The sequence below is a fragment of the Bacillus sp. FSL M8-0071 genome (genome assembly GCF_037975455.1).
GTDB classification, from domain to species: domain Bacteria; phylum Bacillota; class Bacilli; order Bacillales; family Bacillaceae; genus Bacillus; species Bacillus subtilis.
The window spans coordinates 1,621,418-1,645,671 of record NZ_CP150256.1; the positions used below are offsets into that span (position 1 = coordinate 1,621,418).

The window sequence follows — 24,254 nt, forward strand, 5'->3', positions numbered from 1 at the left end:
ATTTTATAAGTTAACTAGGAGGAGATGGATGTTATGAGCTTAGCACCACACGGAGGAACATTAGTAAACAGAGTAGATGAATCATATGATGTGAGCGGCACTCAAAAAGAAATTGAACTTGATTTAATTTCTTTCGCGGATTTGGAATTGATCGGTATCGGTGCATACAGCCCGATTGAAGGTTTCTTTAATGAAAAAGATTACGTATCTGTTGTCGAAAACATGCGTCTTTCTTCCGGTGTTGTTTGGTCTCTTCCAATCACGCTTCCGGTCGATGCGCAAAAAGCGGCGGAACTGTCAGTTGGTGAAACGGTAAAGTTAACGTATGAAGGAGAAACATACGGCGTTATCCAAATCGAAGACCTGTACGTGCCTGACAAACAAAAAGAAGCTGTCAATGTGTACAAAACAGATGAACAGGAGCATCCTGGTGTTAAAAAGCTGTTCAGCCGCGGCAATACATATGTCGGCGGACCGATTACGTTGATTAAAAAAGCTTCAAAACAGTTCCCTGAATTTACATTTGAACCGTCAGAAACGAGACGCCAGTTTGCGGAAAAAGGCTGGGAAACCATTGTCGGTTTCCAAACAAGAAACCCTGTTCACAGAGCTCATGAATATATTCAAAAAACGGCTCTTGAAACAGTAGACGGCTTGTTCTTGAATCCGTTAGTAGGTGAAACAAAATCTGATGACATTCCAGCTGATGTACGGATGGAAAGCTACCAAGTGCTTCTTGATCATTATTACCCGAAAGATCGCGTTTTCCTTGGTGTCTTTTTAGCGGCGATGCGTTATGCAGGCCCGAGAGAAGCAATTTTCCACGCGCTTGTCAGAAAGAACTACGGCTGCACACATTTCATCGTCGGCCGTGATCATGCAGGTGTAGGCGACTATTACGGAACATACGAAGCACAGGAGCTGTTTGACACATTTAAACCTGAAGAACTCGGAATTACACCGCTGAAATTTGAGCACAGCTTCTTCTGTAAAAAATGCGGAAATATGGGAACAGCGAAAACATGCCCTCATGGCAGAGAGCATCACGTCATTTTATCAGGCACTAAGGTAAGAGGTATGCTGAGAGACGGTGTGCTGCCGCCTGCTGAATTCAGTCGAAAAGAAGTCGTAGAAGTGTTAATCAAAGGGATGAAGAAAAAAGAAGAAGTAGGCGTATCTTAAGGAGGACTGGCAGTGACAAATCGCGATATTGTATGGCATGAAGCCTCTATCACAAAAGAAGAGTACCAGCAAAAAAACAAGCATAAAAGCTCCATTCTCTGGCTGACAGGGTTAAGCGGCTCAGGCAAATCAACGATTGCCAACGCCGCTGCGAGAGAATTGTTTGAGCAAGGCTACCAAGTGATTGTGCTTGACGGGGATAATATCCGTCACGGCTTAAATAAGGATCTTGGTTTTTCTGATGAAGACCGAAAAGAAAACATCCGCCGAATCGGAGAGGTGGCAAAGCTTTTTGTTCAGCAGGGAACCATTGTGATTACTGCTTTTATCTCTCCTTTCCGCGAGGACAGGCAACAGGTTCGCGAGCTTGTGGAAGCGGGCGAATTTAATGAAGTCTACATTAAATGCGACCTTGATATTTGTGAACAAAGAGATCCGAAAGGACTTTACAAAAAAGCAAGAAACGGCGAGATTCCGTTTTTTACAGGAATTGATTCACCTTATGAAGAACCGGAAGCTCCAGAGCTCGTTCTTGATTCAGGACAGCATGACCGTGAAGCGTGTAAAAATCAGCTGATCGAGTTTGTTAAACAAAAATTGAGCTGAATATGATCTGCTGCGTTCTTCTCAGATGCCGGAATGCAAGCGAGAACATCATCACAGCGAATGCTCTGGAAGAACTCGAATAGATCGGGGGAAATACGATGGGGAAAGTATATATTGTAGGAGCGGGTCCCGGTGACCCTGATCTGCTGACAATTAAAGCGCTGAAAGCCATTGAAAAAGCTGATGTCATCTTATACGACAGATTAGTAAATAAAGAGATTTTACAATATGCCAAAGAGCAAGCAGACCTGATCTACTGCGGGAAGCTTCCAGATTTTCATACGATGAAGCAAGAAACCATCAATCGGTTTCTTGTAAAGTATGCGCAAAAAGGGAAAACCGTTGTCAGGCTGAAAGGCGGAGACCCTTTTGTGTTCGGCAGGGGGGGAGAAGAAGCGGAATGTCTCTCTGAAAACGGAATTCCGTTTGAAATCATCCCCGGCATTACGTCTGGAATCGCGGCAGCCGCTTATGCCGGGATTCCTGTTACTCATCGGGAGGCGGGCTCTAACGTCGCTTTTGTAACGGGTCATTATAAAAAAGAAGAAGATTTTGAGGAAAAGTGGAAAGCGCTGGCTACAGGAATTGATACACTTGTCATCTATATGGGTATCAAAAACGTGAAGCAGATTGAAAGAAAACTCCTTGAAAACGGCCGGGACGGTTCTACGCCGGCAGCCTTTATTCATTGGGGAACAACGGACAAGCAAAAATCTGTTTTTTGTACAGTTGACACCCTTTCAGAAACAGTGGTAAAAGAAAACATTACAAATCCGAGTTTAATTGTCATTGGAAATGTTGTAAATTATCACTATAAGCTGGAATGGTTTGAATCTGAACTGAAAAAACAAGATTTAAGCGAGGCGTTGTAAAAATGAAACAAGCAATTTTATATGTCGGCCACGGCAGCCGGGTCAAAAAAGCGCAGCAAGAAGCCGCAGCCTTTTTGGAAGGATGCAAGGCCCACATCTCTGTGCCAGTACAAGAAATCAGCTTTTTAGAGCTTCAGGAGCCGACAATTGAGACAGGATTTGAAGCATGTGTGAAGCAAGGCGCCACTCATATCGCAGTGGTGCCTCTGCTTCTTTTAACAGCTGCGCATGCAAAACATGATATTCCGGAAGAAATTGTCCGTGTTGCATCTCGATATCCATCAGTCCGTATTTCATACGGAAAGCCGATCGGGATTGACAAAGAAGTAGTCAAGGCTGTATATCACCGAATGAAAGACATAGGTGTTCCGTATGAAAATGCCAGAGTGGTGCTCATCGGAAGGGGAAGTTCAGATCCAGATGTCAAAAGAGACGTAACCGGAATTGCTAATCTTCTTCAGGAAATGGTTCCAGTGAAGGAAGTCATTCCGTGCTTTTTGACAGCATGCGGCCCGAATTACAAAGAGGTTTTTTCAGAACTTAAAAAAGATGACGGCATAACAACCTTTATCGTTCCATATTTGCTTTTTACGGGTATGCTGATGAATGAAATCGAACGAGAGGTTCAGAAATTAAAAGCCCATAATCCGAACGTCTACCTCTCTTCCTATATCGGTTTTCATCCTCATGTGAAAAACGCATTTTTGAACCGTGTGAGAGAAACTGCGGCAAATTCTGAGGGACAATTTGATTTTGATGGAGGTTCATATGCTTCCGCTGCACATTAGCCTGGAAAAGAAGAAGGTTGTGATTGCGGGGGGCGGAAGCATCGCTCTCAGAAGGCTGAAAACGGTGATTTCTGAGGGAGCTGATATAACGCTTGTCAGTCCGGATGTGGAACCGGAAATCAAGCAAATGGCAGAAGAGCGGCGTATCAAATGGGAAAAACGGACAATTGAAAAAGAAGATTATCTCAATGCTTTCTTCATTATTGCTGCGACGGATAATGCGGCAGTGAACAAAGAAATTGCCCAATCCGCTTCGCCTTTTCAGCTTGTCAATTGTGTCAGTGACGCTGAGCTTGGCAATGTATATATGCCGAAAATCGTAAAAAGAGGGCATGTCACTGTGTCTGTTTCTACAAGCGGAGCCAGTCCAAAGCACACGAAAGAGCTTGCTGAAAACGTGGATAAGCTGATTGACGGCGATTTTGTTGCTGAAGTGAACAGGCTTTATCAGGTGAGAAGAAAGAAATAAGCCAGAGCATACAAATGCTCTGGCTTTTCTTTATGCGGCTCAGCTTTTTTTGAGCTTGATGACAGTATCAGCATCAGGCGTGACAAAGACGGTATGCTGGCTGTCATAAGTGACGAAACCGGGTTTCGCGCCGTTTGGTTTTTTGACATGCCTGATTTTTGTATAATCTACAGGCACTGAACTTGAATCTTTAGCTTTTGAAAAATAAGCTGCAATTGTCGCGGCTTCCATGATTGTTTGCTCATCAGGTTCGCTGCTTCTGATCACAACGTGGGAGCCGGGAATGTCCTTCGTGTGAAGCCAGATATCGTCTCTGGCCGCCGCTCTGGTCGTTAAATATTCATTTTGACGATTGTTCTTACCCACTAAAATTGTCAGGCCTGAGGTGGATTCATATGTTTCTAACACCGGATTGTGCGGTTTTTGCTTTTTCTGGCCTTTTTGCTGCTTAGGGCGCAAATATTTGCCCTCAACAAGCTCTTCCCTGATTTCGCTGATATCCCGGGGAGAAGCGGACGAAAGCTGCTGAATCAGCTGATCAAAATATTCGATCTCTTCCTGTGCCAGCCTGATTTGCTCCTCGACAACTGCGACCGAATTTTTCGCTTTCTGATACTTCGTGAAATAGGCCTGTGCGTTTTCAGAAGGCGTTTTGTTTGGGTTTAAAGGAATCGTGATTGTCGGGCTTTCTTCATCATAATAATTGATGACCTCAGCCTGTTTATCACCTTTTTTCAGCATATATAAATTAGCGGTTAAAAGCTCTCCGTAAAGCTGAAACCCCTTCGCGTTTTCCGAATACTCCAGGGTTTTCTCTAATTTTTTGATTTTGTTGGCATTCTTCTTCCGTTCGTTCACAACAAAACGCTCAAGATCCTGAGCCTGTTGCTTGACCCGGTCTCGTTCAGCTTTTCCGAAATAAAAACGGTCGAGCAGTTCGCTTAATGAATCAAAACGGCGCGCTTCGCCCTTTAGATGAGTCAGCTCCAGTAAATAAAAATATTCCTTTCCGTTTACAGTCGTAATGTTGGGAATGAAACGGTGCTCTTTCACTTCGGCAAACAGTGCCAGCAACGCTTTTGGCAGTGTGACTTTGTTGGCAAGGCCTGCTCTGTGAACCGCTTCTTTGGCGAAAAGCGGAGACACGCCTGAAAAGTGGTCGACAATTTGTTTATCAAGCCTTCCTTCTTGAAAGCTGAGGTGACGCAAAATATCATCTTCTGACGCCTCAAGAGGCGATATTTTGTCCTGAGCAGGCGGAAGCTTATAATCTTGGCCGGGCAGTACTGTACGGTAGCTGTTCATTGACGGTGATAAATGCTTAAGTCCGTCGATGATCACATTTTCTGCTGCGTCAGTCAAAATGATATTGCTGTGGCGGCCCATAATTTCTACATAAAGCTTTCGTACGGTTTCATCGCCAATTTCGTTTCGGCTTTTGATATGAAAAATCATAATGCGGTCTAAGCCCGCTTGTTCAATTTTCTCAATGAATCCGCCTTCGATATGCTTTCTCAGCAACATGCAAAACATTGGCGGTTCGCTTGGATTTTCATAAGCTTGTGCCGTGATATGCACCCGTGAATAGCTCGGATGTGCCGATAATAATAGTTTTTGGTTTTTTCCCTTGGCACGGATGTGGAAAATCACATCGTGCTTATATGGCTGATGGATTTTTGTAATTCGTCCGCCCATTATTTTCTCGTTAAGTTCGTGTGTCATTCCGTATGTAAACATGCCATCAAACGACATATGCAATACACCCTCTCATTCTTCCTGCATTCGATAATTATAGCATGAAATGGGACGAGTCAGAATAAGCATGCTTATAGAGTGATATCTCTATAAGAGAGCAGGGGAGTGGACGAGCGGAATGAAGTTTCATGAAATGGGACAAACAGATTTACTAGAGGCAACCAATACGTCCATGAAACAAGGATTAACAGAAAAAGAGGTAAAAAAACGCCTTGACAAGCATGGACCAAACGAGCTGCAAGAAGGGAAAAAAACTTCAGCGCTTCTCTTGTTTTTCGCGCAGTTCAAAGATTTTATGGTGCTTGTGCTTCTGGCGGCAACGTTAATCTCAGGATTTCTTGGTGAATATGTAGATGCGGTTGCGATTATTGCGATTGTGTTTGTGAATGGCATACTCGGTTTCTTTCAAGAAAGGCGTGCTGAGCAATCTCTTCAGGCTTTAAAAGAGCTTTCAACACCGCACGTCATGGCACTCAGGGAAGGAAGCTGGACAAAGATTCCTTCTAAGGAACTGGTGCCGGGTGATATTGTGAAATTTACGAGCGGGGACAGAATTGGCGCAGACGTTCGAATTGTTGAAGCGAGAAGCCTTGAAATAGAAGAATCAGCGCTAACCGGGGAATCAATCCCGGTTGTGAAGCATGCTGATAAATTGAAAAAACCGGATGTTTCACTTGGCGATATTACCAATATGGCATTTATGGGTACGATTGTGACCCGCGGCAGCGGTGTGGGGGTTGTCGTCGGGACAGGAATGAATACGGCTATGGGGAAAATTGCCGACATGCTTGAATCAGCAGGGACATTGTCAACCCCGCTGCAAAGAAGACTGGAGCAGCTCGGGAAGATTTTGATTGTTGTTGCATTGCTTCTGACCGTACTTGTCGTTGCTGTCGGTGTTATTCAGGGTCATGATCTGTACAGTATGTTTTTAGCAGGTGTCTCGTTAGCGGTAGCCGCTATTCCGGAGGGGCTGCCGGCGATTGTGACAGTGGCGCTTTCGCTTGGTGTACAGAGGATGATTAAACAAAAATCCATTGTTAGAAAGCTTCCTGCTGTTGAAACGCTTGGGTGTGCGTCTATCATTTGTTCAGATAAAACAGGGACAATGACCCAAAACAAAATGACGGTGACACATGTCTGGTCCGGAGGGAAAACATGGAGAGTGGCAGGGGCCGGCTATGAACCGAAAGGAAGCTTCACACTAAACGAAAAAGAGATCAGTGTCAATGAACATAAGCCGCTTCAGCAGATGCTTCTGTTCGGAGCGCTTTGTAACAACTCCAATATTGAGAAAAGAGACGGCGAATATGTGCTTGACGGAGATCCGACAGAGGGAGCGCTGCTCACCGCGGCAAGAAAAGGCGGTTTTTCAAAGGAGTTTGTTGAATCAAACTACCGGGTGGTCGAAGAATTTCCGTTTGATTCTGCACGGAAAATGATGACTGTCATCGTAGAGGATCAAGACAGAAAGCGCTATATCATTACAAAAGGTGCACCGGATGTACTGATGCAGCGATCTTCCCGTATTTATTATGACGGCTCAGCGGCTCTTTTTTCAAATGAAAGAAAAGCAGAAACAGAGGCGGTATTAAGACATTTGGCATCACAGGCACTCAGAACGATAGCGGTCGCCTACAGGCCGATAAAAGCAGGCGAAACACCGTCAATGGAGCAGGCGGAAAAAGATCTGACCATGCTTGGCCTTTCAGGTATCATTGATCCCCCGCGGCCGGAAGTCAGGCAGGCGATAAAAGAATGCCGTGAAGCAGGAATTAAGACCGTTATGATTACAGGTGATCATGTAGAAACCGCTAAAGCGATAGCGAAAGACTTGCGCCTCCTTCCGAAAAGCGGCAAAATCATGGACGGCAAGATGCTGAATGAACTTTCTGAAGAAGAGCTTTCTCATGTGGTGGAGGATGTGTATGTATTTGCCCGCGTTTCCCCTGAACATAAACTAAAAATCGTAAAAGCCTATCAGGAGAACGGGCATATTGTGGCGATGACGGGAGACGGCGTCAATGATGCTCCTGCCATTAAACAAGCTGATATCGGCGTCTCTATGGGCATTACCGGGACAGATGTGGCCAAAGAAGCATCATCTCTTGTTCTCGTGGATGATAATTTTGCGACGATTAAATCGGCGATAAAAGAAGGCAGGAACATCTACGAAAATATCAGGAAGTTTATCAGATACCTGCTGGCGTCTAACGTCGGAGAAATCCTTGTCATGCTGTTTGCGATGCTGCTCGCCCTTCCTTTACCGCTCGTTCCGATTCAGATTTTGTGGGTCAACTTGGTGACGGACGGATTGCCGGCAATGGCGCTCGGCATGGATCAGCCGGAAGGAGACGTCATGAAGCGCAAGCCCCGTCATCCGAAAGAAGGGGTATTTGCCCGCAAGCTAGGATGGAAGGTCGTTTCCAGAGGATTTTTAATCGGAGTTGCCACTATTTTAGCGTTTATCATTGTGTACCACCGCAATCCGGAAAACTTAGCTTATGCCCAGACGATCGCGTTTGCCACATTGGTGCTCGCTCAGCTTATTCACGTGTTTGACTGCCGCAGCGAAACTTCTGTTTTCTCTAGAAATCCGTTTCAAAACCTGTATTTAATCGGCGCGGTATTGTCATCCATTTTGCTGATGCTTGTAGTAATCTACTATCCGCCGCTTCAGCCGATTTTCCATACTGTAGCCATCACGCCGGGGGACTGGATGCTCGTCATCGGTATGTCCGCCATCCCTACTTTTTTGCTGGCGGGGTCACTTTTAACAAGAAAAAAATAAATTCATATGATATAATCTTAGGGGTAATAGCGTGTCTATTGCCCTTTTATTATGAGAACAGGGAAGAATTGGGTGTTTTAAAATGATACGAAGTATGACAGGCTTCGGCAGTGCAAGCAAAACACAAGACGATCTCTCTGTAAGCGTTGAACTTAAATCTGTGAACTACAGATTTAAAGAAGTGAACGCTCGTTTGCCAAGGCCTTTGCTATATTTTGAAGATAAGCTGAAACAGACCATTCTGCAGCATATTCAGCGCGGAAGAATTGAGCTTTTCTTATCCGTTGACAGCGATATGCTTGTTGAGAAAAGGCTTGAAATTGATTGGCCGCTGCTCGATGAGTTTGTCGCAGCCGCGAGAGATATGAAGAAGCGGTATCAATTGTCTGCAGAGCCCGATGTAATGGATTTCTTTAAGCTTGATCATGTCGTCCAGGTTCATGAAGAACAGACGCAAAATGACAAGCTGGAGGCGTTGATCATCGATGCTGCAGAAGAAGCGGTAAAAGGTCTCTGTGAAATGCGTGAAAAAGAGGGGCTGCTCTTAGCGAAAGACTGCCTGATGCATATTGATCAGCTTGAAGAGCTGGTGAGAGAAACTGAATTGCTGGCTGCAGATGTCGTATCTCGTTACCGGGAACGGCTGTACGCCAGAATCAAAGAATGGACTGAAGACGTATTAGACGAGAGCCGGCTTGTAACAGAATGCGCTATTTTTGCAGACCGCTCTGATATCACTGAAGAGATTACAAGGCTGAAGAGCCACTTCGCCCAGTTTCGTGATATATTAGCTAGTGGCGGAGCTGTCGGGCGCAAACTCGACTTTCTTGTTCAGGAGCTCAATCGGGAAGCAAATACGATCGGCTCAAAAGCAAATGATCATCAGATCACAAAGCTTGTCGTTGAAATGAAAAGTTCTATTGAAAAAATAAAAGAACAAGTGCAAAATATAGAATAGTGACTGTGCGTATTGTTTACAGACGGTCTTACTAGGCTAAACTAGAGACGTCTATTTTACAGGGGGAACGTAGAAGATGACGATTAAACTGATTAATATCGGATTTGGCAATATCATCTCCGCCAATCGGATGATTTCGATTGTCAGCCCGGAGTCTGCGCCAATCAAACGGATGATTCAGGATGCAAGAGACCGCGGAATGCTAATTGACGCTACATACGGACGAAGAACCCGTGCAGTTGTCGTCATGGATAGTGATCACATTATCTTATCTGCCGTCCAGCCTGAGACAGTTGCACACAGACTTTCTGTTAAAGAAGAAATTATGGATGAAGGGCAGGGGTAATTGCCGCATGAAAGAAAGAGGGTTATTAATCGTTCTCTCAGGTCCCTCAGGAGTTGGTAAAGGAACGGTTCGACAAGCGATCTTTTCGCAGGAAGACACAAAATTTGAATATTCGATTTCAGTAACCACAAGAAGTCCAAGAGAGGGCGAAGTGAACGGAGTCGATTATTTTTTCAAAACAAGAGACGAATTCGAACAAATGATTGCGGACAACAAGCTGCTTGAATGGGCAGAGTATGTCGGCAATTATTACGGCACGCCAGTCGATTATGTTGAACAGACGCTTCAAGATGGAAAAGACGTCTTTTTAGAAATTGAAGTTCAAGGGGCTCTTCAAGTGAGAAATGCTTTCCCGGAAGGCCTGTTTATTTTCCTTGCGCCTCCAAGCCTTTCTGAACTGAAAAACAGAATCGTGACACGAGGCACAGAAACAGACGCTCTGATTGAAAATCGAATGAAAGCCGCAAAAGCTGAGATCGAAATGATGGATGCTTATGACTATGTCGTTGAAAACGATAATGTCGAAACGGCTTGCGATAAAATCAAAGCAATCGTTCTTGCTGAACATTTGAAGCGTGAACGCGTTGCACCAAGATATAAGAAAATGCTGGAGGTTGAATAATCAATGTTAGATCCGTCAATTGATTCTTTAATGAATAAATTAGATTCAAAATATACGCTGGTGACTGTTTCTGCGAGACGCGCACGTGAAATGCAAATCAAAAAAGACCAAATGATTGAACATACGATTTCACACAAATATGTAGGCAAAGCTTTAGAAGAAATTGATGCAGGCCTGCTTTCGTTTGAAAAGGAAGACCGCGAATAGTAGCACAAGTAGCAACCTATATCACATGTAGGTTGTTATTTTTTTCCGTGCGGTTTTGTAAAGTGCAGAGGGGGAGAATTCATTGCTAAACAATCGAAATGTGTTACTTTGCGTGAGCGGAGGCATCGCTGTTTATAAAGCCTGTGCGTTAACGAGCAAGCTGGTTCAGGCAGGAGCAAATGTCAAAGTGATTATGACTGAGTCCGCTTGCCGATTCGTTTCACCGCTGACATTTCAGGCATTGAGCCGCCACGAAGTCTATACAGATACATTTAAAGAACAAAATCCAAGCGTTATTTCTCATATTGATGCCGCAGACTGGGCCGACTTGATTATCGTAGCGCCGGCTACGGCTAATGTGATTGGAAAACTGGCAAACGGCATCGCTGATGATATGCTGACGACAACATTGTTGGCAGCAACGGCTCCCGTTTGGATCGCGCCGGCGATGAACGTTCATATGTATGACCACCCGGCAGTCAAACGAAACATTTCTGTTCTTTATCAGGACGGTTATCGTTTTATTGAGCCAAGTGAGGGCTATTTAGCATGCGGTTACGTAGGAAAAGGCAGATTGGAAGAGCCGGAAAACATCGTAAAGCTGGCCGAAAAACATTTTGCTGAAGAAACATCCGCTCCTTTAGAAGGCAAGCATGTGGTCATTACAGCCGGCCCAACGCGGGAAGCGATTGATCCTGTCCGGTTTTTTACCAATAAATCGACGGGCAAAATGGGCTACGCACTAGCGGAGGCTGCTGTTCAGCTCGGCGCACGGGTAACCTTAATTTCTGGGCCTGTTTCACTTGATCAGCCTAAAGGTCTTGCTGAGTTTATCCCTGTTCAATCGGCTGCGGATATGCGCGAAGCTGTGCTCTCTGTGTATGACGCAAGCGATATAGTCATTAAAACAGCTGCGGTAGCCGATTTTACGCCGAAAACAGTATTTGACCATAAAATGAAAAAACAAGACGGCGGCATGACCTTAGAACTGAAAAGAACAGTCGATATTTTGAAAGAATTGGGCGAGAAAAAGAAAGAGCAGATTTTGGTCGGATTTGCCGCCGAAACACAAGACATTGAACACTATGCACGTAAAAAGCTCGCCGCTAAAAACCTTGATTTGATTGTGGCAAATGATGTGAAAGCAAATGGGGCCGGTTTTGGTGCTGATACGAATATCGTGACAATCTTTTTCAAAGACGGGCATAAACGCGAACTCCCGATCATGTCTAAGCTCGATGTTTCTTTTGAAATCCTTCAGGAGATCGCAGCCCTCTCAAAACAAATCGGAGAGCGCTCATGAATTTTGCAGAAGTCATCGTTGATGTCAGCACCAAAAATATAGACAGGCCTTTTGATTATAAAATCCCAGACCATCTGAAGGGCATGATCAAAACGGGGATGCGGGTCATTGTTCCGTTTGGCCCCCGTAAGATTCAAGGGTTTGTGACAGCAGTCAAAGAAGCATCTGACCTATCGGGAAAATCTGTCAAGGAAGTAGAGGATTTATTAGATCTTACACCTGTTCTGACAGAGGAGCTTATGATTCTGTCATCATGGCTGTCAGACAAAACGCTGTCTTTTAAAATAACGGCGCTTCAAGCAATGCTGCCTGCCGCCTTAAAGGCGAAATATGAAAAAGAATTAAAAATTGCACACGGAGCCGATCTTCCGCCGCAAGTGGAACGGCTGTTTTCTGAAACAAAGACGCTGCTGTATTCAGATATACCCGATCATGAGACGCTGAAACTGATTCAAAGGCATGTTCAAAAAGGGGACATTGACGTGACGTATAAAGTCGCACAAAAAACCAATAAAAAAATGGTCAGGCATATTCAGGCAAATGCGAGTAAAGAAGAGCTTGCTAAGCAGGCTGAGGGATTGTCCCGCCAAGCAGCAAAACAGCAGGCGATTCTTCACTTTCTCATCTCTGAGCCGGAAGGTGTGAAAATTCCTGCGGCGGAATTGTGCAAAAAAACGGACACGAGCTCTGCAACCATCAAAACCCTTATCCAAAAAGGGCTTTTGAAGGAAAGCTATGAAGAGGTTTACAGAGATCCCTATCAGGACAAAATGTTCAAAAAAACAGAGCCCCTGCCGCTGACAGACGAACAGAGGGCTGCCTTCGAGCCCATACGCGAGACATTGGACAGCGATGAGCATAAAGTGTTCCTCCTTCACGGCGTGACAGGAAGCGGAAAAACCGAAATTTATCTGCAATCAATTGAAAAAGTACTGGCGAAAGGAAAAGAAGCCATCGTCCTCGTACCGGAAATATCGCTGACGCCGCAAATGGTCAACCGCTTCAAGGGCCGCTTCGGCTCCCAGGTGGCAGTCATGCACAGCGGTTTATCCACAGGAGAAAAATATGACGAGTGGCGTAAAATCCACCGGAAGGAAGTACGGCTTGTCGTCGGTGCCAGATCCGCCATTTTTGCTCCGTTTGAAAATCTCGGAATGATAATCATCGATGAAGAGCACGAGTCTTCCTATAAACAGGAAGAAATGCCGCGCTATCATGCGAAAGAGGTGGCAATCAAGCGGGCTGAGCATCACAGCTGCCCGGTTGTATTAGGGAGTGCTACGCCGACATTAGAATCATATGCTAGAGCGCAAAAGGGCGTATACGAGCTTCTTTCACTGAAGCACCGTGTTAACCACCGGGTGATGCCTGAGGTTTCGCTTGTCGATATGAGAGAGGAGCTTAGAAACGGCAATCGCTCGATGTTTTCAGTTGAATTGATGGAAAAGCTTGAAGAAACGATTGCCAAGGGTGAGCAGGCGGTGCTGTTTTTAAATAAGAGGGGCTATTCTTCCTTTGTGATGTGCAGGGATTGCGGCTATGTCCCGCAATGCCCGCACTGCGACATTTCCATGACGTATCATCGTTACGGCCAAAGGCTGAAATGCCATTATTGCGGACATGAAGAGCCTGTTCCGCACACTTGTCCTGAATGCGCAAGCGAGCATATCCGCTTTTTCGGAACGGGAACACAGCGAGTGGAGGAAGAGCTGACAAAAGTGCTGCCAAGTGCGAGGGTGATTCGGATGGATGTTGACACGACATCACGGAAAGGCGCCCATGAAAAATTACTGTCAGCTTTCGGAGAAGGAAAAGCGGATATTCTTCTCGGAACGCAAATGATCGCGAAAGGGCTTGATTTTCCGAATGTCACGCTTGTCGGAGTGTTAAGTGCTGATACAACACTTCATATTCCTGATTTCAGATCGGCTGAAAAAACATTTCAGCTGTTAACGCAAGTCAGCGGCCGGGCAGGCAGGCATGAAAAGCCCGGCCATGTCATCATTCAAACGTATACACCGTCTCATTACAGTATCCAGCTGACGAAAACACACGATTATGAAACGTTCTATCAGCATGAAATGGCGCACAGGAGAGAGCAATCCTATCCGCCATACTACTATTTGGCTCTTGTGACTGTTTCTCATGAGGAAGTGGCGAAAGCAGCGGTTACAGCTGAAAAGATCGCTCATTTTTTGAAAGCAAACTGCGGAGCTGACACGAAAATTCTCGGACCAAGCGCGTCGCCGATAGCCAGGATCAAAGATAGATATCGCTATCAATGCGTGATAAAATACAAACAGGAAACCCAGTTATCCGCTTTATTGAAGAAGATACTGGAACATTATAAACGCGAAATTGAACAAAAACATGTAATGATTTCAATTGATATGAATCCTTATATGATGATGTAAGATCTCACGTCTTGGAGGGTAACAAATTGGCAGTAAAAAAGGTCGTCACACATCCTGCGGAGGTTTTGGAAACACCTGCGGAAACCGTGACTGTTTTTGATAAAAAGCTAAAAAAACTGCTTGATGATATGTACGACACCATGCTTGAAATGGATGGTGTCGGACTGGCAGCGCCGCAAATCGGCATTTTAAAAAGAGCGGCCGTCGTAGATATCGGGGATGACAGAGGGAGAATTGATCTCGTTAATCCTGAAATTTTAGAAAAAAGCGGCGAGCAAACCGGAATTGAAGGATGCTTGAGCTTTCCTAACGTCTATGGTGATGTCACACGTGCCGATTATGTCAAAGTGCGTGCGTTTAACCGTCAGGGAAAACCGTTCATTCTGGAAGCGCGAGGCTTTTTAGCAAGAGCCGTGCAGCATGAAATGGACCACTTAGACGGTGTGCTGTTTACATCTAAAATAAGTAAATACTATACAGAAGATGAACTAGCGGATATGGAAGGATGATTTGATGACGAGAATCGTATTTATGGGAACGCCGGATTTTTCAGTTCCTGTTTTAAGAACCCTGATAGAGGACGGATATGAAGTAGTGGGGGTCGTCACACAGCCGGACCGTCCGAAGGGCAGAAAAAAAGTACTGACACCTCCTCCGGTAAAGGAAGAGGCATTGCGCCACGGCATCCCGGTTCTTCAGCCGGAAAAAGTCAGATTGACAGAAGAAATTGAAAAAGTGCTGGCATTAAAGCCTGACCTGATTGTAACGGCGGCATTCGGACAAATTTTGCCTAAAGAGCTTCTCGACAGTCCAAAATACGGCTGCATTAACGTTCACGCATCCCTTTTGCCGGAACTGCGCGGCGGTGCTCCGATCCATTATTCCATTCTGCAGGGAAAGAAGAAAACCGGGATTACCATTATGTATATGGTAGAAAAATTGGATGCGGGCGATATGATCTCAAAAGTGGAAGTGGACATTGAAGAAACCGACAATGTCGGAACACTGCACGATAAATTAAGCGTTGCTGGCGCGAAGCTATTGTCTGAAACGGTTCCAAACGTTATTGCCGGCAGCATATCACCTGAAAAGCAGGATGAAGAGAAAGCGACGTACGCGCCTAACATTAAAAGAGAGCAAGAGCTGCTCGACTGGTCCAGAACGGGCGAAGAGCTTTACAACCAGATCCGCGGCTTAAATCCATGGCCTGTTGCTTATACGACTCTAAACGGACAAAACTTGAAAATATGGGCGTCGAAAAAAATAGCGGCACCAACAACAGCTGAGCCCGGCACAGTCGTTGCAGTTGAAAAGGAAGGAATTATCGTTGCCACAGGTAACGAGACGGCTCTGTTATTAACCGAACTCCAGCCGGCAGGCAAAAAACGAATGAAAGGCGAAGACTTTGTGCGAGGCGCTCATGTTGAAGCCGGTGATGTGTTAGGAGTAAACAATGAAAAAAACTAGTGTTCGTGACATCGCCCTTGAGGCGCTGATCAAATTAGAACAAAACCAGGCATACAGCAACCTGCTGCTGAAATCGGTCATTAAATCAAATGAACTGAGTGATCAGGACAGAGGGCTTTTGACTGAACTTGTCTATGGTACATTACAAAATAAGATCGCGCTTGATTATATGCTTAAACCGTTTATCAATAAGCCTCAAAAGGTAAAGCCGTGGGTGATTCAGCTTCTTCGCCTATCCTTATATCAAATGGAGTATTTGGAGAAGATTCCAGACAGGGCAGCCATTCATGAAGCGGTTGAGATTGCTAAAATCCGCGGACACAAAGGCATTGCTTCATTTGTCAACGGCGTGCTCCGTTCTATTCAGCGCGAAGGTGTTCCATCCTTTGACGCGATCGAAGATCCTGTCCGCCGGCTGGCGACAGAAACAAGCCATCCGGAATGGCTTGTGAAAGAGTGGGCGGATGCGTATGGATTTGAAGCTGCGGAAAAGATTTGCCGCATCCATCTCATTCCGCCGAAACAGACGCTGCGTGTCAATCAAATGAAAGCAGACAGAGCTGAGCTGCTTGACCAAATGGCTGCTGAGGGAATCGAAGTTGAAAAAGGCGACCTCGCTGAAGATGCTGTGAAGCTCTTAAAGGGAACAATTGCCGGAACTCATTTCTTCCAAAACGGCGAAGTTTCTATCCAGGATGAGAGCTCCATGCTCGTCGCCCGCGCCCTTGATCCTAAGTCAGATGAAACAGTGCTTGACGCGTGTGCGGCGCCTGGCGGAAAGTCGGCTCATATCGCAGAATTAATGAAGAACAAGGGGAGCGTTACGTCGCTTGATCTTCACAAACATAAAGTGAAGCTGATCAAAGAAGCGGCAGATCGGCTTGGCCTGACAATCATTCATGCGGAAACAATGGATGCTAGAAAAGCGGGGGAAACGTTTGAAAACGAACAGTTTGACCGAATATTGGTCGATGCCCCGTGCTCAGGTTTCGGTGTTATCAGAAGAAAGCCGGACATGAAATACACGAAAAAACCTGACGACAGCGCCCGTCTAGCTGAAATCCAGCTGTCGATCTTGAGGGAAATCGCACCATTAGTAAAAAAAGGTGGCACTCTTGTCTACAGTACGTGTACAATGGACCGGACAGAAAATGATGAAGTAATACATGCGTTTATACAAGAACATCCTGATTTTGAACCCGATTTGTCTCTTGAAAAGCGGCTGCCTGAAAAGGTGAGACCCTTTGTTCGGGATGGAAGGCTTCAAATCCTTCCTCATTATTTCGGAACAGATGGTTTCTTTATTTGCAGCATGAGAAAGAAGGGATAAGCAATGGCAGAACTTAATAAAACAAAAGTAAGAAAAGAATTGCGGACAGAGCGTCCGTCTATTTATTCTTTTGAATTAGATGAAATCAAACAATGGCTGACAGACAATGGAGAGAAACCGTTCCGTGCAGCCCAGATCTTTGAATGGCTATATGAAAAACGCGTATCTTCTTTTGAAGATATGACAAACCTCTCAAAGGATCTGCGTGAGAAATTAAACACTCACTTTGTGTTAACAACGCTGAAAACGGCTGTTAAACAAACCTCTCAAGACGGTACGATGAAGTTTTTGTTTGAGCTTCATGACGGTTATACCATCGAAACCGTTTTAATGAGACACGAGTATGGCAATTCTGTATGTGTAACGACACAAGTCGGCTGCCGTATTGGCTGCACATTCTGCGCGTCAACGCTTGGAGGCTTAAAACGAAACCTTGAAGCAGGGGAAATTGTCGCTCAAGTAGTCAAAGTGCAAAAAGCTCTTGATGAAACGGATGAACGCGTCAGCTCTGTCGTGATCATGGGAATCGGCGAACCTTTTGATAACTTTAACGAAATGCTCGCTTTCTTGAAAATCATTAACCATGACAAGGGCCTGAATATCGGTGCTCGCCATATTACGGTCTCTACGAGTGGAATCATCCCGAAAATTTACGAATTTGCTGATCAGCAAATGCAGATTAACTTTGCAATTTCTCTGCACGCGCCGAACACAGAAATCAGAAGCCGTTTGATGCCGATTAACAGAGCATATAAACTGCCTGATCTAATGGAAGCCGTTAAATATTATATTAATAAAACAGGACGCCGTATCAGCTTTGAATACGGGCTGTTCGGAGGCGTAAACGACCAGGTGGAACACGCCGAAGAGCTTGCCGACTTGCTGGAAGGAGTCAAATGCCACGTGAACTTGATTCCGGTAAACTACGTGCCTGAACGGGACTATGTGCGCACACCGCGTGATCAGATTTTTGCTTTTGAAAAAACGCTGAAATCCCGCGGAGTAAATGTCACAATCCGAAGAGAGCAAGGACATGACATTGACGCAGCCTGCGGTCAGCTTCGCGCGAAGGAGCGTCAAGACGAGACGAGGTGATGAGGGTTGTTAACAGCCTTAAAAACAGATACAGGAAAAATCCGCCAGCATAATGAAGATGATGCGGGGATATTCAAGGGGAAAGATGAATTTATATTAGCGGTTGTCGCTGATGGCATGGGCGGCCATCTTGCTGGAGATGTTGCGAGCAAGATGGCTGTGAAAGCCATGGGGGAGAAATGGAATGAAGCAGAGACGATTCCAACTGCGCCCTCGGAATGTGAAAAATGGCTCATTGAACAGATTCTTTCGGTAAACAGCAAAATATACGATCACGCTCAAGCCCACGAAGAATGCCAAGGCATGGGGACGACGATTGTATGTGCGCTTTTTACGGGGAAAACGGTTTCTGTTGCCCATATCGGAGACAGCAGATGCTATTTGCTTCAGGAAGATGATTTCGTTCAAGTGACAGAAGACCATTCGCTTGTAAATGAACTGGTTCGCACTGGAGAGATTTCCAGAGAAGACGCTGAACATCATCCGCGAAAAAATGTGTTGACGAAGGCGCTTGGAACAGACCAGTCAGTCAGCATTGACACCCGTTCCTTTGATATAGAACCCGGAGACAAACTGCTTCTATGTTCTGACGGACTGACGAATAAAGTGGAAGGCACTGAGTTAAAAGACATCCTGCAAAGCGATTCAGCTCCTCAGGAAAAAGTAAACCTGCTTGTGGACAAAGCCAATCAGAATGGCGGAGAAGACAACATAACAGCAGTTTTGCTTGAGCTTGCTTTACAAGTTGAAGAGGGTGAAGATCAGTGCTAATCGGCAAGCGGATCAGCGGGCGTTACCAAATTCTCCGCGTTATAGGTGGCGGGGGAATGGCCAACGTGTATTTAGCTGAGGATATCATTCTAGACCGTGAAGTCGCAATTAAAATCCTGCGGTTTGACTATGCAAATGACAATGAATTTATCAGACGTTTCCGCAGAGAAGCCCAATCCGCATCAAGCCTCGATCACCCGAATATTGTCAGCATTTACGATTTGGGCGAGGAAGATGATATTTATTATATTGTCATGGAATACGTTGAAGGCATGACGCTTAAAGAATACATAACAGCAAATGGGCCGCTTCACCCTAAAGAAGCGCTGAACATCATGGAGCAAATTGTCTCAGCCATCGCTCATGCCCATCAAAACCAGATTGTTCACAGAGACATCAAGCCGCATAACATTTTGATTGATCATATGGGAAATATCAAAGTAACGGATTTTGGAATTGCGACGGCACTAAGTTCGACCACAATCACCCATACCAATTCAGTTCTGGGCTCGGTCCATTACTTATCACCTGAACAGGCCCGAGGCGGCTTAGCCACAAAGAAATCGGATATTTATGCGCTTGGAATCGTTCTATTTGAGCTTTTAACCGGCCGTATTCCGTTTGATGGAGAGTCAGCAGTCAGCATCGCCTTGAAGCATCTTCAAGCGGAAACTCCTTCGGCAAAAAGGTGGAATCCATCGGTCCCCCAAAGCGTTGAAAACATCATACTCAAGGCAACTGCCAAAGATCCTTTTCATCGCTACGAAACGGCTGAAGACATGGAAGCAGACATAAAAACAGCTTTTGATGCCGACAGACTCAATGAAAAGAGATTTACGATTCAAGAAGATGAAGAAATGACAAAAGCGATACCTATCATTAAAGATGAAGAACTCGCTAAAGCTGCTGGCGAAAAAGAAGCTGAAGTGACAACCGCACAAGAAAACAAAACAAAGAAGAACGGCAAAAGAAAAAAGTGGCCGTGGGTTTTGCTCACGATATGCCTCGTTTTTATCACAGCTGGAATTCTTGCTGTCACTGTTTTTCCGTCGCTTTTCATGCCTAAGGATGTCAAAATACCTGATGTCTCCGGAATGGAATACGAAAAAGCCGCAGGGCTCTTGGAAAAAGAAGGTTTACAGGTTGATTCCGAGGTGTTGGAAATCTCAGATGAAAAAATTGAAGAGGGCCTGATGGTAAAAACGGATCCTAAAGCGGATACCACAGTCAAAGAAGGCGCCACGGTCACCCTTTATAAGAGCACCGGAAAAGCAAAAACGGAGATCGGTGATGTGACAGGCCAAACGGTCGACCAGGCAAAAAAAGCGTTGAAGGACCAAGGGTTTAAACATGTAACGGTAAATGAAGTGAATGACGAGAAAAACGCGGGCACTGTCATTGACCAAAATCCTTCAGCAGGGACTGAGCTTGTCCCGAGTGAAGATCAAGTCAAACTTACAGTCAGTATCGGACCCGAAGACATTACGCTTAGAGACTTGAAAACCTACAGCAAAGAAGCAGCATCTGGATATCTGGAAGACAACGGATTGAAGCTTGTAGAAAAAGAAGCATACTCAGATGATGTTCCAGAAGGACAGGTTGTCAAACAAAAACCAGCAGCAGGTACGGCAGTAAAGCCGGGAAACGAAGTTGAAGTGACATTCTCTCTCGGACCAGAGAAAAAACCTGCGAAAACAGTGAAAGAAAAGGTCAAGATCCCCTATGAACCAGAAAATGAAGGGGACGAGCTTCAAGTGCAAATCGCGGTTGACGATGCGGATCACAGCATCTCTGACACTTACGAAGAATTTAAGATAAAAGAGCCGACTGAACGAACGATCGAACTAAAGATTGAACCCGGCCAAAAAGGGTACTATCAAGTAATGGTAAACAATAAAGTTGTCAGCTACAAAACCATTGAGTATCCGAAAGATGAATAACAAGGAGGGAAAATATGCCTGAGGGCAAAATTATTAAGGCGCTAAGCGGCTTTTACTATGTACTGGATGAATCAGAGGATTCAGATAAAGTAATACAATGCAGAGGAAGAGGCATTTTCAGAAAAAACAAAATTACCCCTCTTGTCGGTGATTACGTTGTGTATCAAGCTGAAAATGACAAAGAAGGATATCTAATGGAAATTAAAGAAAGAACCAACGAGCTTATCAGGCCGCCAATTTGCAACGTTGATCAAGCGGTCCTTGTTTTCTCAGCGGTTCAGCCTTCTTTTAGCACGGCATTGCTCGACCGCTTCCTGGTTCTCGTTGAGGCCAATGATATTCAGCCGATTATATGCATTACTAAAATGGATCTGATTGAAGATCAAGATACAGAAGATACGATACGAGCCTATGCAGAAGACTATCGGAATATTGGTTATGACGTATACCTTACCTCCTCTAAGGACCAAGATAGTTTAGCGGACATCATCCCGCATTTTCAGGATAAAACAACGGTATTTGCCGGTCAGTCCGGTGTTGGGAAATCCTCGCTTCTCAACGCGATCAGTCCGGAGCTCGGATTAAGAACAAACGAGATTTCCGAGCATTTGGGCCGCGGGAAACACACAACCCGCCACGTGGAGCTGATTCACACGTCCGGAGGTTTGGTTGCAGATACACCGGGATTCAGCTCGCTTGAATTTACAGACATTGAGGAAGAAGAGCTGGGCTATACCTTCCCTGATATCAGAGAAAAAAGCGCTTCATGCAAATTTAGAGGCTGTTTACATCTGAAAGAGCCGAAATGTGCGGTGAAACAAGCTGTTGAAGACGGGGAATTAAAGCAGTATCGCTATGACCATTATGTTGAATTTATGACGGAGATTAAAGACAGAAAGCCGAGGTATTAGCATAATGATAAAGGTTGCACCATCTATTCTTTCCGCTGATTTTGCCGCTTTAGGCAATGAGATTAAAGATGTAGAAAAAGGCGGAGCCGATTGTATTCATATTGATGTTATGGACGGCCATTTTGTCCCGAATATCACAATCGGTCCGCTGATTGTAGAAGCAGTCCGGCCGGTAACGGATCTGCCGCTTGATGTCCATTTAATGATAGAAGAGCCGGATCGTTATATCCCGGCTTTTGCGAAAGCAGGCGCAGATATCCTGTCTGTGCATGCTGAGGCATGTCCGCACCTGCACCGTACCATCCAGCTCATTAAAGAGCAAGGAGTGAAGGCCGGAGTAGTTCTAAACCCGCATACTCCTGTTCAAGTCATCGAGCATGTTTTCGACGATCTTGATCTTGTTCTTTTAATGACGGTGAACCCGGGCTTCGGCGGGCAGAAATTTATTCATTCAGTCCTTCCTAAAATAAAAGAGGTTAAGCGAATGGCGGATGATAAAGGAAAAAAAGATCTGTTAATTGAAGTAGACGGCGGCGTCAACAAAGAAACCGCTCCGCTCGTCATTGAAGCGGGCGCAAATTTACTCGTTGCCGGTTCAGCTGTTTATGGCCAGCCTGACCGCAAAAAAGCAATTTCTGAAATCAGAGGAAGTAAATAAGCAGCTTTAGAAAAGAGCTGGGCATACAATAGCCTAAGCTCTTTTTCCTGTATGCAGAGAAAGGAATCAGAGATGAAAACAATTAATATCGTTGCGGGAGGCCCGAAAAATCTCATTCCCGATCTAACCGGCTATACGGATGAACACACGCTTTGGATCGGTGTTGACAAAGGCACCGTCACTCTCTTAGATGCCGGGATCATTCCTGTTGAAGCCTTCGGAGATTTTGACAGCATAACGGAGCAAGAACGCCGGCGAATAGAAAAAGCCGCTCCCGCCCTTCATGTGTATCAAGCAGAAAAAGATCAAACAGATTTAGACCTCGCCCTTGATTGGGCGCTGGAAAAGCAGCCGGATATTATTCAGATTTTCGGCATTACAGGCGGCAGAGCTGATCATTTTTTAGGAAACATTCAGCTTCTGTATAAAGGTGTAAAAACGAACATAAAAATTAGGCTGATAGACAAACAAAATCATATTCAAATGTTCCCTCCTGGTGAATATGATATTGAGAAGGATGAAAATAAGCGATATATCTCCTTCATACCGTTTTCCGAAGACATACATGAGCTGACCCTGACCGGTTTTAAATATCCTCTAAATAATTGTCATATTACGCTCGGTTCAACACTATGTATTAGTAACGAACTCATTCATTCACGAGGTACTTTTTCGTTTGCAAAAGGCATATTAATAATGATAAGAAGCACGGATTAAGCATGTGCTTTCATTCAATTGCTGAAAACAATGAACAAGGCGGTTACGGGACGTTATAGGAGGGGACAAAAATGAAATTTTACACCATTAAATTGCCGAAGTTTTTAGGAGGAATTGTCCGGGCGATGCTGGGCTCATTTAGAAAAGATTAATGCCCAGGGGTTCAAAGCCCTCTTTCACCACATAAAAACGCCTGCCACATATCGGGGCAGGCGTTCATTTTGTTATACACGCTCAACTTTACCGGATTTCAAAGCTCGAGCAGATACATATACTTTTTTAGGTTTTCCGTTCACAAGGATACGAACCTTTTGAAGATTCGCGCCCCAAGTGCGCTTAGAAGCGTTCATTGCGTGAGAACGGTTATTCCCAGCTGTTGTTTTTTTACCTGTGATAACGCATTTACGTGCCATTTGTTTCCCTCCTCACTTGCACAAAACATCTACTTTTTAACATTCATATAATCTTAGATGCTTTCGATATGGATACTTTAAATAATTTACCACAGCTAAAAAACGTTTGCAACTATTGTTTCATCATCTTTCAAGAAAATTCACTTGACATCTTGCGGAAACAGCAGCGCTATAGTATATGTAGAGGTACGGCCAGCGATTATTGCCTGGTCTTTTCATAATGGAAACCATATAGTAGAATAGCTGTAACTCTATGCATTCGAAGGAGGAACTAGTGTGTCCATTGAATTAAGAACGAAGTACGGACAGATTGATATATCTAATGAAGTCATCGCGATGGTTGCAGGAGGCGCGGCGGTTGACTGTTACGGCATTGTCGGCATGGCCTCTAAAAACCAGATTAAAGACGGACTGACTGAAATCCTTCGGAAAGAGAATTTCAGCAGGGGTGTCCAAGTTCGCCAAGAAGGAGAACAGATACATATCGACATGTATATCATTGTCAGCTACGGCACGAAAATTTCTGAAGTGGCACATAATGTCCAAACAAAAGTAAAGTACACAGTAAATCAAACCATCGGACTGGCAGTGGACTCTGTCAATATTTATGTCCAAGGCGTACGAGTGACGAACCCGTAG

At 44.9% G+C, this 24,254-nt stretch carries 25 protein-coding genes; 23 read left to right on the forward strand and 2 right to left on the reverse strand.

Annotation, left to right across the window (positions count from 1 at the left end):
- Positions 1-33 precede the first annotated feature (33 nt).
- The 5 genes from sat to sirC all read left to right on the forward strand — a co-directional run bounded on the left by sat (position 34) and on the right by sirC (position 3,917).
- Positions 34-1,182 (forward strand): sulfate adenylyltransferase, encoded by a 1,149-nt coding sequence (sat, locus tag MKX71_RS08410; RefSeq protein WP_212060498.1) that lies wholly within the window; start codon positions 34-36, stop codon positions 1,180-1,182.
- 12 nt (positions 1,183-1,194) lie between these two features.
- A complete protein-coding gene (cysC, locus tag MKX71_RS08415; protein WP_015252120.1) occupies positions 1,195-1,788 on the forward strand; it encodes an adenylyl-sulfate kinase in 594 nt (197 codons plus the stop codon).
- A 98-nt stretch (positions 1,789-1,886) separates the two neighbouring features.
- Positions 1,887-2,660, forward strand: coding sequence for a uroporphyrinogen-III C-methyltransferase (gene cobA, locus MKX71_RS08420; RefSeq protein ID WP_153256019.1), 774 nt, complete (start codon positions 1,887-1,889; stop codon positions 2,658-2,660).
- 2 nt (positions 2,661-2,662) lie between these two features.
- Positions 2,663-3,448 carry a sirohydrochlorin chelatase gene (sirB, locus tag MKX71_RS08425; RefSeq protein ID WP_116315511.1) on the forward strand — a complete coding sequence of 262 codons (786 nt, stop codon included), beginning with the start codon at positions 2,663-2,665 and terminating at the stop codon, positions 3,446-3,448.
- Positions 3,429-3,917 (forward strand): precorrin-2 dehydrogenase, encoded by a 489-nt coding sequence (gene sirC / locus MKX71_RS08430; RefSeq protein ID WP_015715866.1) that lies wholly within the window; start codon positions 3,429-3,431, stop codon positions 3,915-3,917. Before sirB ends, sirC begins: the two co-directional genes overlap by 20 nt.
- A 39-nt stretch (positions 3,918-3,956) precedes the next feature.
- On the opposite strand, the gene rqcH is transcribed toward sirC, so the two are convergent.
- Complete coding sequence (gene rqcH / locus MKX71_RS08435) at positions 3,957-5,669, reverse strand: NFACT RNA binding domain-containing protein (protein ID WP_205415535.1); 1,713 nt, start codon at positions 5,667-5,669, stop codon at positions 3,957-3,959.
- Positions 5,670-5,790: 121 nt separating this feature from the next.
- Here rqcH and MKX71_RS08440 point away from each other — a divergent pair, with 121 nt between their 5' ends.
- The 17 genes from MKX71_RS08440 (at position 5,791) to spoVM (ending at position 23,354) form a co-directional block, all read left to right on the forward strand.
- Positions 5,791-8,463: a calcium-translocating P-type ATPase, SERCA-type gene (locus MKX71_RS08440; protein ID WP_021479314.1), complete on the forward strand. Its 2,673-nt coding sequence runs from the start codon at positions 5,791-5,793 to the stop codon at positions 8,461-8,463.
- A gap of 82 nt (positions 8,464-8,545) precedes the next feature.
- On the forward strand, positions 8,546-9,421 hold the full coding sequence (locus MKX71_RS08445) for a YicC/YloC family endoribonuclease (protein WP_339231953.1): 876 nt from the start codon (positions 8,546-8,548) through the stop codon (positions 9,419-9,421).
- A 76-nt stretch (positions 9,422-9,497) separates the two neighbouring features.
- Positions 9,498-9,767 carry an extracellular matrix/biofilm regulator RemA gene (gene remA / locus MKX71_RS08450; RefSeq protein WP_003154355.1) on the forward strand — a complete coding sequence of 90 codons (270 nt, stop codon included), beginning with the start codon at positions 9,498-9,500 and terminating at the stop codon, positions 9,765-9,767.
- A gap of 7 nt (positions 9,768-9,774) precedes the next feature.
- Positions 9,775-10,389, forward strand: coding sequence for a guanylate kinase (gmk, locus tag MKX71_RS08455; RefSeq protein ID WP_003232083.1), 615 nt, complete (start codon positions 9,775-9,777; stop codon positions 10,387-10,389).
- A 3-nt stretch (positions 10,390-10,392) separates the two neighbouring features.
- Positions 10,393-10,596: a DNA-directed RNA polymerase subunit omega gene (rpoZ, locus tag MKX71_RS08460; RefSeq protein WP_003221520.1), complete on the forward strand. Its 204-nt coding sequence runs from the start codon at positions 10,393-10,395 to the stop codon at positions 10,594-10,596.
- A gap of 82 nt (positions 10,597-10,678) precedes the next feature.
- Positions 10,679-11,899 carry a bifunctional phosphopantothenoylcysteine decarboxylase/phosphopantothenate--cysteine ligase CoaBC gene (gene coaBC / locus MKX71_RS08465; RefSeq protein ID WP_339231954.1) on the forward strand — a complete coding sequence of 407 codons (1,221 nt, stop codon included), beginning with the start codon at positions 10,679-10,681 and terminating at the stop codon, positions 11,897-11,899.
- Entirely contained in the window at positions 11,896-14,313 is a 2,418-nt protein-coding gene (gene priA, locus MKX71_RS08470; protein WP_003232079.1) for a primosomal protein N', read from the forward strand. Before coaBC ends, priA begins: the two co-directional genes overlap by 4 nt.
- Before the next feature lie 26 nt (positions 14,314-14,339).
- Entirely contained in the window at positions 14,340-14,822 is a 483-nt protein-coding gene (gene def / locus MKX71_RS08475) for a peptide deformylase (RefSeq protein ID WP_029726494.1), read from the forward strand.
- A gap of 4 nt (positions 14,823-14,826) precedes the next feature.
- A complete protein-coding gene (gene fmt / locus MKX71_RS08480; protein WP_003232070.1) occupies positions 14,827-15,780 on the forward strand; it encodes a methionyl-tRNA formyltransferase in 954 nt (317 codons plus the stop codon).
- Entirely contained in the window at positions 15,767-17,110 is a 1,344-nt protein-coding gene (gene rsmB, locus MKX71_RS08485; RefSeq protein WP_015252111.1) for a 16S rRNA (cytosine(967)-C(5))-methyltransferase RsmB, read from the forward strand. The genes fmt and rsmB overlap by 14 nt, the downstream gene beginning before the upstream one ends.
- A 3-nt stretch (positions 17,111-17,113) precedes the next feature.
- Positions 17,114-18,205: a 23S rRNA (adenine(2503)-C(2))-methyltransferase RlmN gene (gene rlmN, locus MKX71_RS08490; RefSeq protein ID WP_015252110.1), complete on the forward strand. Its 1,092-nt coding sequence runs from the start codon at positions 17,114-17,116 to the stop codon at positions 18,203-18,205.
- A gap of 6 nt (positions 18,206-18,211) precedes the next feature.
- Positions 18,212-18,976: a protein-serine/threonine phosphatase PrpC gene (gene prpC, locus MKX71_RS08495; RefSeq protein ID WP_339231956.1), complete on the forward strand. Its 765-nt coding sequence runs from the start codon at positions 18,212-18,214 to the stop codon at positions 18,974-18,976.
- The gene (prkC, locus tag MKX71_RS08500; protein ID WP_015252109.1) at positions 18,970-20,916 is read left to right on the forward strand and encodes a serine/threonine protein kinase PrkC; all 1,947 of its coding nucleotides are present in this window, start codon (positions 18,970-18,972) and stop codon (positions 20,914-20,916) included. Before prpC ends, prkC begins: the two co-directional genes overlap by 7 nt.
- Positions 20,917-20,930: 14 nt before the next feature.
- Positions 20,931-21,827 carry a ribosome small subunit-dependent GTPase A gene (gene rsgA / locus MKX71_RS08505; protein WP_181217069.1) on the forward strand — a complete coding sequence of 299 codons (897 nt, stop codon included), beginning with the start codon at positions 20,931-20,933 and terminating at the stop codon, positions 21,825-21,827.
- A 4-nt stretch (positions 21,828-21,831) separates the two neighbouring features.
- Positions 21,832-22,485 carry a ribulose-phosphate 3-epimerase gene (rpe, locus tag MKX71_RS08510; RefSeq protein WP_029317791.1) on the forward strand — a complete coding sequence of 218 codons (654 nt, stop codon included), beginning with the start codon at positions 21,832-21,834 and terminating at the stop codon, positions 22,483-22,485.
- 72 nt (positions 22,486-22,557) lie between these two features.
- A complete protein-coding gene (locus tag MKX71_RS08515) occupies positions 22,558-23,202 on the forward strand; it encodes a thiamine diphosphokinase (RefSeq protein WP_003245470.1) in 645 nt (214 codons plus the stop codon).
- Positions 23,203-23,273: 71 nt separating this feature from the next.
- Positions 23,274-23,354 carry a stage V sporulation protein SpoVM gene (spoVM, locus tag MKX71_RS08520; RefSeq protein WP_003221545.1) on the forward strand — a complete coding sequence of 27 codons (81 nt, stop codon included), beginning with the start codon at positions 23,274-23,276 and terminating at the stop codon, positions 23,352-23,354.
- A 72-nt stretch (positions 23,355-23,426) separates the two neighbouring features.
- Here spoVM and rpmB read toward each other — a convergent pair whose 3' ends face one another.
- On the reverse strand, positions 23,427-23,615 hold the full coding sequence (gene rpmB, locus MKX71_RS08525; RefSeq protein WP_003221548.1) for a 50S ribosomal protein L28: 189 nt from the start codon (positions 23,613-23,615) through the stop codon (positions 23,427-23,429).
- A 276-nt stretch (positions 23,616-23,891) separates the two neighbouring features.
- Here rpmB and MKX71_RS08530 point away from each other — a divergent pair, with 276 nt between their 5' ends.
- Complete coding sequence (locus MKX71_RS08530; RefSeq protein ID WP_003232054.1) at positions 23,892-24,254, forward strand: Asp23/Gls24 family envelope stress response protein; 363 nt, start codon at positions 23,892-23,894, stop codon at positions 24,252-24,254.